The 14007-nt window shown below is 70.0% G+C and carries 13 protein-coding genes; 10 read left to right on the forward strand and 3 right to left on the reverse strand.

Going from position 1 to position 14007, the window contains the following annotated elements; all coding sequences use genetic code 11:
• Positions 1 to 31: 31 nt before the first annotated feature.
• From FNM00_RS09470 to FNM00_RS09495, 6 genes are all read left to right on the forward strand, one after another.
• Positions 32 to 505 (forward strand): DUF6328 family protein, encoded by a 474-nt coding sequence (locus tag FNM00_RS09470; protein ID WP_143913196.1) that lies wholly within the window; start codon positions 32 to 34, stop codon positions 503 to 505.
• A 46-nt stretch (positions 506 to 551) separates the two neighbouring features.
• Entirely contained in the window at positions 552 to 1733 is a 1182-nt protein-coding gene (locus FNM00_RS09475) for an NAD(P)/FAD-dependent oxidoreductase (RefSeq protein WP_143913197.1), read from the forward strand.
• Positions 1734 to 1831: 98 nt separating this feature from the next.
• Positions 1832 to 3562: a pyruvate dehydrogenase gene (locus FNM00_RS09480; protein ID WP_143913198.1), complete on the forward strand. Its 1731-nt coding sequence runs from the start codon at positions 1832 to 1834 to the stop codon at positions 3560 to 3562.
• A gap of 216 nt (positions 3563 to 3778) precedes the next feature.
• Entirely contained in the window at positions 3779 to 5413 is a 1635-nt protein-coding gene (pgm, locus tag FNM00_RS09485) for a phosphoglucomutase (alpha-D-glucose-1,6-bisphosphate-dependent) (protein WP_143913199.1), read from the forward strand.
• A gap of 111 nt (positions 5414 to 5524) precedes the next feature.
• Entirely contained in the window at positions 5525 to 7084 is a 1560-nt protein-coding gene (locus tag FNM00_RS09490; RefSeq protein WP_143913200.1) for a phytoene desaturase family protein, read from the forward strand.
• A 307-nt stretch (positions 7085 to 7391) separates the two neighbouring features.
• Positions 7392 to 7682, forward strand: a complete 291-nt coding sequence (locus FNM00_RS09495) for a DUF2510 domain-containing protein (protein WP_185973076.1) — start codon at positions 7392 to 7394, stop codon at positions 7680 to 7682.
• Between the two features lie 16 nt (positions 7683 to 7698).
• On the opposite strand, the gene FNM00_RS09500 is transcribed toward FNM00_RS09495, so the two are convergent.
• Together FNM00_RS09500 and FNM00_RS09505 are read right to left on the reverse strand one after the other, a co-directional pair.
• A complete protein-coding gene (locus FNM00_RS09500; protein WP_143913202.1) occupies positions 7699 to 8628 on the reverse strand; it encodes an ADP-ribosylglycohydrolase family protein in 930 nt (309 codons plus the stop codon).
• The gene (locus tag FNM00_RS09505; protein WP_143913203.1) at positions 8625 to 8948 is read right to left on the reverse strand and encodes a putative quinol monooxygenase; all 324 of its coding nucleotides are present in this window, start codon (positions 8946 to 8948) and stop codon (positions 8625 to 8627) included. The genes FNM00_RS09500 and FNM00_RS09505 overlap by 4 nt, the downstream gene beginning before the upstream one ends.
• Positions 8949 to 9100: 152 nt before the next feature.
• On the opposite strand from FNM00_RS09505, the gene FNM00_RS09510 reads away from it, so the two are divergent.
• From FNM00_RS09510 to FNM00_RS09525, 4 genes are read left to right on the forward strand one after another with little or no spacing between them, the layout of a single operon-like run.
• Complete coding sequence (locus FNM00_RS09510; protein ID WP_143913204.1) at positions 9101 to 10120, forward strand: iron-siderophore ABC transporter substrate-binding protein; 1020 nt, start codon at positions 9101 to 9103, stop codon at positions 10118 to 10120.
• Complete coding sequence (locus FNM00_RS09515) at positions 10117 to 11163, forward strand: FecCD family ABC transporter permease (protein WP_246065137.1); 1047 nt, start codon at positions 10117 to 10119, stop codon at positions 11161 to 11163. Before FNM00_RS09510 ends, FNM00_RS09515 begins: the two co-directional genes overlap by 4 nt.
• Positions 11160 to 12185, forward strand: a complete 1026-nt coding sequence (locus tag FNM00_RS09520) for a FecCD family ABC transporter permease (RefSeq protein ID WP_246065138.1) — start codon at positions 11160 to 11162, stop codon at positions 12183 to 12185. The genes FNM00_RS09515 and FNM00_RS09520 overlap by 4 nt, the downstream gene beginning before the upstream one ends.
• Positions 12182 to 13024 (forward strand): ABC transporter ATP-binding protein, encoded by an 843-nt coding sequence (locus FNM00_RS09525; protein WP_143913205.1) that lies wholly within the window; start codon positions 12182 to 12184, stop codon positions 13022 to 13024. The genes FNM00_RS09520 and FNM00_RS09525 overlap by 4 nt, the downstream gene beginning before the upstream one ends.
• A 66-nt stretch (positions 13025 to 13090) precedes the next feature.
• On the opposite strand, the gene FNM00_RS09530 is transcribed toward FNM00_RS09525, so the two are convergent.
• Positions 13091 to 13951 (reverse strand): ChuX/HutX family heme-like substrate-binding protein, encoded by an 861-nt coding sequence (locus FNM00_RS09530; RefSeq protein ID WP_143913206.1) that lies wholly within the window; start codon positions 13949 to 13951, stop codon positions 13091 to 13093.
• Positions 13952 to 14007: the final 56 nt, after the last annotated feature.

Genomic DNA, 14007 nt, shown 5'->3' on the forward strand with positions numbered 1-14007 from the left:
CGGCTCGTCTCGCTGACGCGAGCATGGAAGGATGTCGGGTTCGACCGCTCCAGGAACCCCCAGAGGCGCGCTCCTGGACCGAAACTGGAACGAGCTGCTGCAGGAGCTGCGCGTCGCGCAGACCGGTGTGCAGATCCTCACCGCGTTCCTGCTGACGGTGCCGTTCTCGGCAGCCTTCGAGACGCTGACCCACGAGCGTCGGATCGTCTACGTCGGGGTGCTGGTCTCGGCGATGACCTCGATGCTGCTGCTGATGACGCCGGTCGCACTGCACCGCCGGCTCTTCCACCGCGGCGAACGGCCATGGCTCGTGGCCGCGGCGAACCGGCTCTCGCTCGTCGGGTTGGGACTGCTCGCCGTCGCCAACGTGGGTGCCGCGTGGCTCGTCGTCGACGTGGTGCTGGGGACGGCCGAAGCCTTCGTGGTCGCCGGATTGATGGGCCTGCTCGCCCTCGTCCTGTGGTGGGCGATGCCGATGCTCACCAGACGCTCGCATCGAGAGTGAGGCCGCTCGGCTTGCGCGCCGGGCCGAGCGGGTGAGCATGGAGGACATGGACGAGATCGTCATCATCGGTGCGGGATTGTCGGCAGCCAAGGCCGCGGAGTCGTTGCGCGAGGAGGGCTTCGTCGGGGAACTGACGATGGTCGGCGAGGAGCGTCATCGTCCCTACGAGCGGCCGCCGTTGTCCAAGGAGTTCCTCACCGGTCAGAGCGCGATCGACAACGCCTTCGTGTTCGGCGCCGACTGGTTCGTCGAGCACGACGTACGACTGCGCAGCGGCGCGCCCGCACGCCGCCTCGACCTCGAGGCCTCGCGCATCGGGCTCGACACCGGTGAGACGCTCGGCTTCGACGCCCTCGTGCTGGCCACAGGAGCCACGCCGCGAGTGCTCGACATCCCAGGGAGCGAGCGAGCCCACTATCTGCGGACCATCGAGGACGCCGAACGGGTCAAGCGCTCGTTCGAGGACGCCCGAAGCCTGGTGACGATCGGCGGTGGGTGGATCGGCTTGGAGGTCGCCGCCGCCGCACGGGGTGCCGGTCTCGATGTCACCGTGGTCGAGGCGGGGGAGCTGCCATTGCAGCACGCGCTGGGAGAGCGGCTGGCGCGGCATGTGAGCGAGCTGCACCTCTCACACGGGGTGGGCCTGCGGACCCGGACCGAGGTCGAGGAGGTGCTGTACGACGGCGGCCGGACCCGCGGCGTGCGGACGGCAGATGAGACGATCCCGGCTGACATCGTCGTGGTCGCCGCCGGTGCCGTGCCGAATACCGGCCTGGCGGAGGGCGCGGGCCTGCGCGTCGACGACGGTGTGCTGGCGGATGAGCGGCTGCGGACCAGCGATGCTCGGGTCTTCGCGATCGGTGATCTCGCCAATGCCCACAACACGCTGCTGGGGACGCGGCTGCGGGTGGAGCACTGGGACAATGCGCAGCGCCAGGGCGAACTGGTCGGCAAGACCGTCCTCGGCGGGTCGGCGGTCTACGACTGGGCGCCGTACTTCTTCACCGATCAGTTCGAGTTCTCGATGGAGTACGTCGGCCACGGCTCACCCGAGGACCAGGTCGAGATCCGCGGCGACCTCGACGCCCAGGAGTTCATCGCCTACTGGCTCGACGCCGACGACCGGCTGACCGCCGCGATGAATGTCGGCATCTGGGACGTCAACGACACGCTGCGGTCGATGATCGGCACGAGGATCGACCGATCGACCCTCACCGACCTGCGCTGAACATCGGCCGGCTCCGTGATCTATCGGACATGCCCTCGGCCTGCGCCGGGGCGGGGTCGGTGATGGACTGAGAGCAGAACCTCTCGAAGGGAGTCTCCATGCCGACCGTGGCCGAACAACTCATCGACACCCTGTACGCCGCGGGGGTCCGACACATCTACGGACTCGTCGGGGACAGCCTCAACCCGATCACGGATGCCATCCGCGATCACGAGGACATGGAGTGGGTGCACTGCCACAACGAGGAGGCGGCGGCCTTCGCAGCCGCAGCCGAAGCACAGCTCACTGGACGCCTGGCCGTCTGCGCCGGGTCCTGCGGGCCGGGCAACACCCACCTCATCCAGGGGCTGTTCGACGCACATCGCACCGGTGCGCCGGTGCTGGCGCTCGCCTCGCACATCCCGTCCGCCCAGATCGGGACCAGCTACTTCCAGGAGACCCACCCCGAGCGCCTCTTCGTCGAGTGCAGCCACTGGTGCGAGATGATCAACGGCCCCGAGCAGATGCCCCGCGGTCTGCGGATCGCTATGCAGGCGGCGGTGGGGCAGCGCGGGGTCGCGGTGCTGGTGCTGCCGGGCGATGTGAGTTCACAGGACGCCGCGCATCCGACGGCGATCAGCGACGACCCCGTCCCGCCGTCGACCGTACTGCCTGATCCCGCTCGGGTCGATCGCCTCGCCGATCTGATCGACGAGGCCGAGAAGATCGCCATCTTCGCCGGTGCCGGTGTCGCCGGTAGCCGTGACACTGTCGTGTCCTTCGCCGAACTCGTCAAGGCACCGATCGGTCACTCCCTCGCCGGCAAGGAGTGGATCCAGTACGACAATCCCTTCGATGTCGGCATGAGCGGGCTGCTCGGTTACGGGGCCTGCCATGAGGCGCTGCACGAGGCGGACCTCGTTCTGCTGTTGGGCACGGATTTCCCCTATGACGACTTCCTGCCGCAGAAGAACACCGTGCAGATCGACATCGCCCCCGAACGCCTCGGCCGCCGCAGCGTGCTGGAGCTCGGGATCGTCGGCGACGTGGGGGAGACGTTGCGTGCGGTGATGGGCAAGATCACGCCCAAGAGTGATGAGAGCTTCCTCGACGACATGCTGCGACGACACGAGAAGGCGCTGACCCGCGTGGTCGACGCCTACACGAAGAAGGCCGAGAAGCTCGTGCCGATCCACCCCGAGTACGTCGCCTCCGTGCTCGACGAGGTCGCGGCCGATGACGCGATCTTCACCGTCGACACCGGCATGTGCAATGTGTGGGCGGCGCGGTACATCACGCCCAACGGCCGTCGACGGGTCATCGGCTCGTTCCGTCACGGCACCATGGCCAATGCGCTGCCGCACGCCATCGGGGCCCAGACCGCCTACCCGGACCGGCAGGTCGTGTCGATGTCGGGTGACGGCGGTCTGTCGATGCTGTTGGGCGAGCTGCTGACCGCGCGCGAACACGATCTGCCGGTGAAGGTCGTGCTCTTCAACAACGGTTCCCTCGGCATGGTGCGCCTGGAGATGCTCGTGGCTGGTTATCCGTATTTCGGCACCGATCACCCCTCGCCGGATTTCGCCACGATCGCTAAGGGTGCCGGGATCGCGTCCTGGACGGTCGAGAAGCCCGACGAGGTCCGTGGCGCGCTCACCGACGCCTTCGCCCACGATGGTCCGAGTCTCGTCGATATCCGCACCGACCCCAACGCTCTGTCGCTGCCACCGTCGATCACCGGCGGTCAGGTCAAGGGCTTCGCCCTCGCCGCGACGCGGACCGTGCTGGACGGGGGAGTGGGCCGGATGATCGACCTCGCCCGCAGCAACCTGCGCAACATCCCGAGATAACCCCCACCCGTGGCGGTAGCTGGTCAACCCTTCCCTCGGGTAGGGAGGTAGGTCATCAACCTTTCCCTCTGGGTGGCGGTAGCTGGTCAACGTTATTCGTGCCTGGTGGGGTTGAGGACGTACCGCCACCGCCGCACGGGACGCTACCGCCACCGGGCGAGGGGATCGGGTCCACGGGCTGCTGCCGGGGTGGCCACGAAATGACACGATAGAGGCATGAGCGCCACGCACCCTCGGGCCGGACAGCCCGCCCGCCCCGAGGACCTCATCGATCTGTCGCATCTGGTGACCGCCTACTACACGCGACGCCCCGATCCGGATGACCCGGCACAGCAGGTGGTGTTCGGCACCAGCGGGCATCGTGGCAGCAGCCTCGACAGCGCCTTCAACGACGCGCACATCGCGGCGATCACCCAGGCGATCTGCGAGTACCGGGCACAGCAGGGATACGACGGGCCGCTCTTCCTCGGGCGCGACACCCACGCTTTGTCCGAGCCCGCGTGGACGACGGCGATCGAGGTCCTGGTGGCCAATGACGTCACGGTGCTCGTCGACGCCGAGGACGGCTACACGCCGACGCCCGCGGTGTCCCACGCCATCCTGCGCGCCAACCGGGGAGGCGGCACCGCCGACGGCATCGTGGTGACGCCGTCGCACAACCCGCCCCGCGACGGAGGCTTCAAGTACAACCCGCCACACGGTGGCCCGGCCGGGTCGGACGCGACGGGATGGATCGCCCGTCGGGCCAACGAGCTCGTCGCCGGAGACCTCACCGGGGTGCGGCGCGTGCCCTTCGAGGCGGCACGGGCCGCCTGCGAGAGCTATGACTTCCTCGGCACCTATGTCGACGACCTCCCCTCGGTGATCGATCTGGAGGCCATCGCCCGAGCCGATGTGCATATCGGCGCCGATCCGCTCGGGGGCGCGAGCGTGGCCTACTGGCAGCGCATCGCCGAGACGCACGGACTACGACTCGAGGTCGTCAACCCCCGGGTCGACGGCACGTTCGGATTCATGACCCTCGACCGCGACGGCAAGATCCGCATGGACTGCTCCAGTCCCGCCGCGATGGCCTCGCTCGTGCGGCAGCGCGACAGCTTCGACCTGGCCACCGGCAACGACGCCGATGCCGACCGGCACGGCATCGTGACCCCCGATGCCGGGCTGATGAATCCCAACCACTACCTGGCCGTCGCGATCGAGTACCTGTTCGGGGGCGCCCGTCCCGGATGGCCCGGGGGCACCGCGATCGGCAAGACCCTCGTGTCCTCGTCGATGATCGACCGGGTCGCCACGGCGGTCGGCCGACGGGTCGAGGAGGTGCCGGTCGGGTTCAAGTGGTTCGTCGACGGCTTGGTCGACGGCAGCCTCGGCTTCGGGGGCGAGGAGTCCGCCGGCGCTTCGTTCCTCCGTCGCGACGGCAGCGTGTGGACGACCGACAAGGACGGCATCATCGCCTGCCTGCTGGCCGCGGAGATCCTCGCGGTCACCGGTCGCACGCCCAGCGAGCATTACGCGGAGCTGACGCGCCGCCATGGCGACCCGGCCTATGCCCGGCTCGACGCCCCGGCCTCCCGGGAGCAGAAGGCGCGGCTCGGCCGCCTCGCCGCCTCGGATGTGACGGCCACCGAGCTGGCGGGGGAGAGGATCACCGGCGTGCTCACCGAGGCGCCCGGCAACGGCGCGGCGATCGGCGGCGTCAAGGTGACCACGGATTCGGCGTGGTTCGCCGCGCGGCCGTCGGGGACCGAGGACGTCTACAAGATCTACGCCGAGTCCTTCCGCGGCGCCGAGCACCTCGCCCAGGTGCAGCAGGAGGCGCAGGCGCTGGTCGACGGCGTCCTCGGCTGATCATCGCCTCAGGCCGCCTTTCGCCGGGTTCTGGCCCCTCGTAGCGGCGTGTCGAGGGCCCGAACCCGGCAAGAACCGGGCTCGGAGGGCCGAATCTGGTGGACTGGGGTCATGGACGACGCGATCGTGGTGGGTGCCGGGCCCAATGGGCTGGTGGCAGCGAACCGGCTGGCCGATGCCGGCTGGTCGGTGCTGGTGATCGAGCAGCAGCCCGAGATCGGGGGCGCGGTGCGCCACGACAGCGCGGTGCATCCGGGCTTCGTCCACGACACCTTCAGCTCCTTCTATCCGCTCGCGGCGGCCTCGCCGGTCATGCGCGCCCTCGAGCTCGAGCGCTGGGGTCTGCGCTGGAGACATGCGCCGGCGGTTCTCGGGCACTGTTTCGACGACGGACGCTGGGCGACGCAGGTACGCGATCGGGAGGCGACCGCGCAGCGCTTCGACGACGAGCACCGTGGCGACGGCGACGCCTGGCTCCGGCTGTGCGATCTCTGGGACCGGGTGGGTGATGACCTGATCGGCACGCTGTTCACCTCCTTCCCGCCGGTACGGAACGGACTCGGTCTCCTGCGCCGGCTGCCGCGAGCCGGGGGCGTGGAGTCGGTGCGACTGCTGGCGATGCCGGTGACGCAGCTCGCCCGGACCTGTTTCGGCGGACGCGGCCCGGCTGCCGTCCTGGCGGGCAACGCCGCGCACGCCGATATCCCGCTGGACGCCCCGGGCTCGGGTCTCATGGGTGTCCTGATGACGATGCTGGGTCAGACGGTGGGCTACCCCGTGCCGTCCGGCGGCGCCGGAGAGCTGACGCGGGCGCTGGCGCGCAGGTTCGAGGCGTCGGGCGGCCGTATCGTTCGTGGGACGGCCGTGGCCGCCGTCGAGCTGCAGGGGCGGCGGGTCGCGGGCGTGCGATTGGCCGATGGGAGCAGGATCGCCGCCCGCCGGGTGCTGGCCGATGTCAGCGCTCCCGCCCTCTACGACCGGCTGCTCCCGCCCTCCTCGCTGCCGCCGCGCGTGCGCCGGGCCATGGCCACCTTCCAGTGGGACCCGGGCACGGTCAAGGTGGACTGGGCCCTCGACCGGGGCGTGCCGTGGAGCACGATGCCGGCAGAGGCGCCGGGCACGGTGCACGTCGCCGACTCCGCCGGGGAGATGACCGCCTCGGTCGCCCAGGTCGCCGCGGGGGTGCTGCCGGCGTCCCCGTTCCTGCTTGCCGGTCAGATGTCGACCACCGACCCCGACCGCTCACCCCGGGGCACCGAGTCCATGTGGGCCTACACGCACGTGCCGCAGCGGGTGCACGAGGACGCGGCCGGCGAGCTGACCGGACGGTGGGACCACGACGAGCTCGAACGGTTCGCTGACCGGATGCAAGCGCGGATCGAGGCCCGGGCACCCGGCTTCGGCACACGGGTCCTGGCGCGGCGCGTCCTCGGCCCGCGCGAACTCGAGGCACGCGATGCCAATCTCGTCGGGGGAGCGATCGGCGGCGGCACCCAGCAGCTGCATCAACAGCTCGTCTTCCGGCCGATCCCCGGTCTGGCCAGGCCCGAGACCTTCGTGCGTGGGCTCTACCTGGCGTCGAGCTCGGCGCATCCGGGCGGGGGCGTCCACGGCGCACCGGGGGACAACGCGGCGAGGGCGGCGCTCTTTCACGCCCGTCTCGGGCGGTGAGCTGTCAACCATCCGGTGGCGCTGCACTCGGTAGCGGCGGGGTCGGTGGTTGAGCGTGCACCGTTTTCTCGTCACGCGCGGCATCGGTCGCCGCTGAACCACCAGCCGCTGTCGTGTGGTTGGTGGTCCACCGTCATCCGGTGCTGTGCTGGGGCGGTGATCTGTCGACCAGCGGTGGTTGACCACTCACCGCCCTGAGCGTCGCCCAGTTGTCCCGCGCGCCATGTCGCGTATCTCTCACCAGGGGTTGACCGATCGACCCTCCGGCGCGCTACCGTCGAGGGAGAAGCTTCGTCGAGGAGTCTGTATGACGAATCCGGTATCCGCCCGGCCCACCATCCCTGACTGGTATCCCGATCCGCGGTCCGAGGCGCCCTTGCGTTACTGGGACGGTGAGTCCTGGACGACGCATGTGGCACCGCTCGATCTCGGCCGTCAGCTGGCCGAGGCGAAGACCCACCGCCCTTGGTACAAGAAGAAGCGCATCCTCGGCCCCGTCGGTGTCGTGGCGGTCGTCGCCGTCTTTGCCGTGCTCGGCCAGATCCCGGCAGACTCGTCGACCTCCTCGGCGCCTCTGTCGGTCGTGCACTCCGGCTAGCGCATGTGCTGAGCCCCTAGGGCAGTACCGACATCGCGAGCCGGCCGAGGCTCTCGGCGTCGTAGCCGCCGTATCCGTGCAGCAGTCGCGACCATTCGCGGGGGACGGCGGAGGCGCCCCATCGGGCGCCCACGAGACCGCCCGTGATGGCGGCGACGGTATCGGTGTCGTGGCCGCTGCGCACGGCCGCCATCAGCGCGATCGTCAGCTGGACCGCGCCGTCCCCGGGAGCCGAGCTGATCGCCGCCCACGCCGTCTGGAGCGCCGTCACGGTGTAGCCGTTGGGGGCGAATCGACGCGGGTCAGCGCCTGTCGCCGCATCGAGGCGATCGCGCCAGATGTCCCGGTGGTCCTCGTCGATCAGATCGAGACCGGAGAGCACGTCGAGCCCACCACCGGTCAGGGCCCGGCGTACCGCCTCGGTCCACAGCACGCACGACTCGACGCAGTCCGGATGCGGGTGGGTCAATTCGGCGAACCGGCGTGCCAGCCGGGCCACGGCCCGGCGGTCGGAGGGGCGGGCGAGGGCGATGACCGCGGTCCGCATGAGCGCTCCGTTGCCGGCCGCCTCGGGCTCGGCCCGCCACGTCGCCTGCGCCGCCTCGTAGACGGCGGCGGCGGTGGGGGCCGATGCGCTGTCGAGGACGCGACGGGTCTGACGGCCCGCATCGGGCGCGGTCTTGACCCAGTCGACGAAGGAGCCGGCGGCGGCATCGAGAGCGCGGTCCTCGGCTCCGGGATGATCGCGCAGCGCCTCCGCGACGCACACGGACATCGCCGTGTCGTCGGAGTACTCACCCGGCTCCCGCTCGGCCGGTCCGCCGCCGACCATCTGCGGGACGACATTCTCCGGCAGGGGCGGACCGAACTCGTAGGGGACGCCGAGCGCGTCGCCGCACGCCTGGGCGATGAGGAGCCCCTGGGCACGATCGGCCAGCGAGGTCACTCGACCGTCATCTCACCCATGAGGTTCCAGTCGGTGGCCTCGATCTGCTCGCTGATGATCTGCGGGGTGCGCACGAGGGCCGGGGGGAGATCGCGCATGGCCTGGGCGAAGTGCTCGGACTGCACGTGCTCACTTCCGGCGTCGCCGTCGGCGAAGGCTTCGAGCAGGACGAAGACGTTCGGGTCCTCGACGCTGCGAGACCAGTCGAACCACAGGTTCCCGGGCTCGGCGCGGGTGGCCTCGGTGAAGGGGGTGACATGCTCGATCCAGCGCTCGGACCACTCGGGCTTCACGGTGAACTTGACGGCGATGAAGATCATCCCTCCAGTGTGCCGTCCGGCGCGGCTGCCCGCCGTTCTCGGGACCGGGTGGCGGGTGTGATGTGTCCGATCGCCGGAGGTCTTGCCCTGCATGGGGGGTCACGGTCTAGGCTAGGCAAGCCTTACCTGCTCATCCTGAAAGTCGAGTCTTCATGCGTTCTTCGCGTCTTCTGGCGATCACCGGCCTCTCGGCCGCCCTCGTCCTCGCCGCCTGCGGCGAGTCCTCACAGGACGACACCTCCGGAGGCGGGGGATCCGGTGACTTCCCCGTCACCATCGAGCACGCCTTCGGCGAGACGACCATCGAGTCCGAGCCCGAGCGGGTCGCCACTGTCGCCTGGTCGAACCACGAGGTGCCCTTGGCGCTCGGCATCGTCCCGGTGGGCATGTCCGAGGCCGTCTGGGGCGATGACGACGGCGACGGCGTGCTGCCCTGGGTCGAGGACCGGCTCGAGGAGCTGGACGCCGATACGCCAGAGCTGTTCGACGAGACCGAGGGCATCGACTTCGAGGCCGTCGCCGACACGCAGCCGGACGTCATCCTCGCCGCCTATTCGGGCATGTCCGAGGAGGACTACGAGACGCTCAGCAAGATCGCTCCCGTCGTCGCGTACCCCGACACGCCCTGGGCCACCGGCTGGCGCGAGACGATCGAGATGAACAGCAAGGCGCTGGGCCGCGAGGACGAGGGCAAGGAACTCGTCGCCGAGCTCGAGCAGCAGATCGCCGACGGCGTCGCCGAGCGCCCCCAGCTCGACGGCAAGACGGCCGTGTTCAGCTATCTCGAGCCCACCGACCTCAGCGAGATCGGCTACTACACGACGCACGACCCGCGCGCGCAGTTCTTCGCCGACCTCGGTCTCGACACCCCGTCGATCGTCGAAGAGGGTTCCGGTTCCAGTGAGGAGTTCTACCTCACGCAGAGCGCCGAGGAGGCCGATGCCTTCGACGACGCCGATATCTTCATCACCTACGGCGACGAGGCACTACGTCAGACGCTGCGCGATGATCCGCTGATCTCCCAGATCCCGGCGATCGCGAACGACGCCATCGTCATGTTCGAGGACAACACGCCGCTGGCGGCGGCGGGGAACCCCTCGGCGCTCTCTATCCCGTGGGGCCTCGACCAGTACCTCGATCTGCTGGCCGAAGCCGCCGACAAGGCGCAGTGAGCGCCACCCTCCTGACGCGCCCGGGACCGGACGACGCGATGATGCGTCGCCCGGTCCCGGTGCGTCTGCTCGTCCTGCTCGCCGGCGTGGCCGTGCTCGTCCTGGCCGCTGCGCTGTCGGTCGCCTTCGGCACCAGGATCGTCGCCTGGCAGGACATCGTCAGCGCCTTCACCACGAGCGCGGACGGCATCGCGGAAGCGGCGGTACGCCAACGCGTGCCCCGCACGGTGCTCGCGATGCTCGTGGGAGCCTCGCTCGGCGTGGCGGGAGCCGTGTTGCAGGGCCTGACACGCAATCCGCTCGCCGATCCGATGATCCTCGGCATCACGCCGGGTGCCTCGCTGGCCGTCGTCTCGGGCATCGCCTTCTTCGGCCTCAGCACAGCCACGGGCTATATCTGGGTCGCCATCGTGGGAGCCGCGTTAGCCTCGGCCTTCGTCTACACCATCGGTTCGCTCGGCCGCGGGGGACCGACGCCGCTGAAGCTCGCCCTGTCCGGCGCCGCGACCACCGCTGCGTTCACCTCGCTCATCAGCGCGATCCTGCTGCCCCGCATCGATGTCATGAACGTCTTCCGGTTCTGGCAGGTCGGCGGTGTCGGCGGCGCGTCCTACAGCAGGATCGGGCAGGTGCTGCCGTTCCTCGTCGTGGGTGCGCTGCTCTGCCTGGTGTGCGTCCGCGGCCTGAACACACTGGCGCTCGGCGACGATCTCGCACGTGGGCTCGGCGAGCGGGTCATGGTCACCCGGATCGTCGCCTTCCTCGGTGCTGTGACGCTGTGTGGCGCCGCGACGGCGGTGGCCGGGCCGATCGCCTTCGTCGGGCTCGTGGTGCCGCACGTCTGCCGGCTGCTCGTCGGCGTGGACCATCGCTGGCTGCTCGCCTCGGCTGGCCTGCTGGGCGCCATTCTGCTGACGGTCGCCGACGTGGTCGGCCGGATCGTCGCCCGCCCGTCGGAGATCGACGTCGGCATCGTGACGGCGATCATCGGCGCCCCGTTCTTCATCTATGTCGTCCGCCGGCAGAAGGTGCGCGCGCTGTGAGCGTCGGGGCCATCGCCGCGGGCAGGTCACGGCGCCTGGCGAAACGCCGGACCGTCATCGGGGCTCTCGTCGTGGCGGTCATCGGCATGTACGCGGTCACGTTGATGGTGGGCCAGACCTTCTACTCTCCCGGCGATGTCGCGCGGGTCATCGCCGGGCAGACCGTGCCCGGCGCCTCGTTCACCGTGGGCGAGCTACGGCTCCCGCGGGCGACCCTCGCGATCCTGACCGGCATCGCCTTCGCCCTCGGCGGTGCCACCTTCCAGACGATGTTGCGCAACCCGTTGGCCAGCCCCGACATCATCGGCATCTCGCACGGGGCGAGCGCGGCGGCGGTCTTCGCGATCACGGTGCTGACGGTCTCCGGCGCGGCCGTCTCCTTCGTGGCGATCGTGGCCTCGCTCGCGACGGCGATGGCGATCTACGTGCTGTCCTTCCGAGACGGTGTCGTCGGGACCCGGCTCATCCTCATCGGCATCGGTATCGCCGCGATGTTGCAGAGCGTCGTGTCCTATCTCCTCATCCGGGCGTCGACCTGGGACCTGCAGGTGGCGATGCGGTGGATCACCGGGAGCATCAACGGCGCCAGCTGGTCGTTAGCGCTGCCGCTGGTGTGCGCGGTGGTGGTGCTGGGCGGGATCCTGCTCGCGCACTCGCGTCAGCTCGAGCTGCTCCAACTGGGCGACGAGTCCGCCTCGGCCCTCGGCGTGCGGGTCGAGCGCACCCGCCTCGTGGTCATCGTGGCCGCGGTCGGCCTGATCGCCTTCGCCACCGCCGCCGCCGGCCCCATCGCCTTCGTGGCGTTCCTGTCAGGACCGATCGCCGCGCGGCTGGTCGGGCCGACGGGTTCGGTGCTGGTGCCCGCGGCGCTGGTCGGGGCCCTCCTGGTGCTGACCGCCGATCTCCTCGGTCAGTTCGCCTTCGGCACGCGCTACCCCGTCGGGGTCATCACCGGCGTCCTGGGCGCCCCCTATCTCGTCTATCTGCTGATCCGCACCAATCGCGCGGGAGGTTCGCTATGACCGACGCACATACCCTGCATACCGAGCAGCTGAGCCTGGGGTACGGGGATCGGGTGGTGGTCGACTCGCTCGATCTGACGATCCCCACGGGACGGATCACGACGATCGTCGGAGCGAACGCCTGCGGCAAATCGACCCTGCTGCGGGCGATGGCGAGGCTGCTCGCTCCCCGGAACGGGCGTGTCGTGCTGGACGGCAAGGACCTGCATCGGCTGCCGACCAAGGAGGTCGCGCGGACACTCGGGCTGTTGCCGCAGTCGCCCATCGCGCCTGAGGGCATCGCGGTGGCCGATCTCGTGGGCCGTGGGCGGCATCCCCATCAGAAGGTGTTCGCACGGTGGAGCCGCGAGGACGAGGCGGCGGTGCTGTCGGCGCTCGAGGCGACCGGGACCACCGAGCTCGCCGATCGCTCGGTCGACGAGCTGTCCGGAGGGCAGCGCCAGCGGGTGTGGATCGCGATGGCGCTCGCGCAGCAGACGGATCTGCTGCTCCTCGACGAGCCCACGACCTTCCTCGACGTGACCCATCAGATCGAGGTGCTGGATCTGCTGACCGATCTCAATCGGCAGCGCGGCACCACCATCGTCATGGTCCTGCACGATCTCAATCTGGCCGCTCGGTACGCCGATCACCTCATCGCGGTCGCCGGGGGTGCGCTGCACGCCGCGGGTTCGCCTGCCGATGTGTTGACGGCCGCGACGGTGCGGGAGGTCTTCGGGCTGGAGAGCGAGGTGGTGGCCGATCCGACCTCGGGCAAGCCGATGATGCTGCCGATCGGGCGGTACCACGCCAGGCAGGTCCAGCCCGCGACCGCGACCGCGACTGAGGCGAGCGGCTGACGAAGGGTGTGACTCCGTGGTTGTCCCGGCAGCCGCGGAAGCACATCCTCCGTGTGTGCCGAGCGTCTAGCTGATGGAGAGCATCGCGGTCAGATGCTCCCAACGGGCCGCGGCGACCGGCTCACGACGACCGGGCTGCGCGATCGCGAGCACGCAACGGCCGGTGCGGTCGTACAGCTCAAGCGTGGCCGAGCCGTGGCGTGGGCGCACCACCCACCCCTCATGCACGGTGGAGGTGTCGATACGGACTGTGCCGCCCTCGAGGTGGACGAAGAGGGTATCTGCCGCGCCGCGCAAGCCGGTGACGGCTCCGCCGACGGCCATCACGCAGCCGTCGGTGGGCACGGCGAGTGTCACGTGGAGGCGATCACGATGGAGGTGATCGAGGGCGTGCAGCGCGAGTGGCGCCGACAGCGCCGAGACCTCGTTCCGTCCCCCGAGCTGTTCCAGCGCACGTCGGCGCTGGACACCGGCGTCGTGCACGAGGGTGTCGAGATGCGCCTGGGTGTTGAGATCGAGCAAGGCCCCCGCGGCGCAGGGAGCGTCGCCGTGGGCTGACCAGGGGCTGGTGCCGAGAGTGGTTCCGCAGCGGGAGCGCCGGACGGCGGCAGGTCCACCGAGGGCGACTCGGTGCACCACGTCGCCGTGGTGGTTGACCACTCGAAGGGTGCGCTCCTGCTCGTCGAGGGCGAAGGCGTCGAGCACGCTGGGGCAGAGGCGCAGGACGACCTCGCCGGCGTGATGTTGGGGCCACGGTCCGCCCAGCGCGCCGATCCGCGCGTAGCGACCGGGGGCGCTGACTGCGGCGCCGGCGTTGGCGGTGGCGCACAGGGCGGTGTCGTCGAGAGCGCCGACCAGGGACCCGAAGACCGCGAGGTCGTCGTTCCACAGCTCGGCGGGGGAGACGGAGGCGGGCTCAGCGGTCATCGGCTCTCGATCGACGAAGGACGGTCAGGGCTACCCCGGGCCCCGCCGTGGCGTGG

Origin of the sequence: Aeromicrobium piscarium, assembly GCF_007421815.1 — a bacterium.
Classification (GTDB): Bacteria; Actinomycetota; Actinomycetes; order Propionibacteriales; family Nocardioidaceae; genus Aeromicrobium; species Aeromicrobium piscarium.

Bases quoted from the DNA above. Each gene is read 5' to 3' on its own strand.
- FNM00_RS09470 (WP_143913196.1), top strand. From the start codon at position 32: ATGTCGGGTTCGACCGCTCCAGGAACCCCCAGAGGCGCGCTCCTGGAC.
- FNM00_RS09475 (WP_143913197.1), top strand. From the start codon at position 552: ATGGACGAGATCGTCATCATCGGTGCGGGATTGTCGGCAGCCAAGGCC.
- FNM00_RS09480 (WP_143913198.1), top strand. From the start codon at position 1,832: ATGCCGACCGTGGCCGAACAACTCATCGACACCCTGTACGCCGCGGGG.
- pgm (WP_143913199.1), top strand. From the start codon at position 3,779: ATGAGCGCCACGCACCCTCGGGCCGGACAGCCCGCCCGCCCCGAGGAC.
- FNM00_RS09490 (WP_143913200.1), top strand. From the start codon at position 5,525: ATGGACGACGCGATCGTGGTGGGTGCCGGGCCCAATGGGCTGGTGGCA.
- FNM00_RS09495 (WP_185973076.1), top strand. From the start codon at position 7,392: ATGACGAATCCGGTATCCGCCCGGCCCACCATCCCTGACTGGTATCCC.
- FNM00_RS09505 (WP_143913203.1), bottom strand. From the start codon at position 8,948: ATGATCTTCATCGCCGTCAAGTTCACCGTGAAGCCCGAGTGGTCCGAG.
- FNM00_RS09510 (WP_143913204.1), top strand. From the start codon at position 9,101: ATGCGTTCTTCGCGTCTTCTGGCGATCACCGGCCTCTCGGCCGCCCTC.
- FNM00_RS09525 (WP_143913205.1), top strand. From the start codon at position 12,182: ATGACCGACGCACATACCCTGCATACCGAGCAGCTGAGCCTGGGGTAC.
- FNM00_RS09530 (WP_143913206.1), bottom strand. From the start codon at position 13,951: ATGACCGCTGAGCCCGCCTCCGTCTCCCCCGCCGAGCTGTGGAACGAC.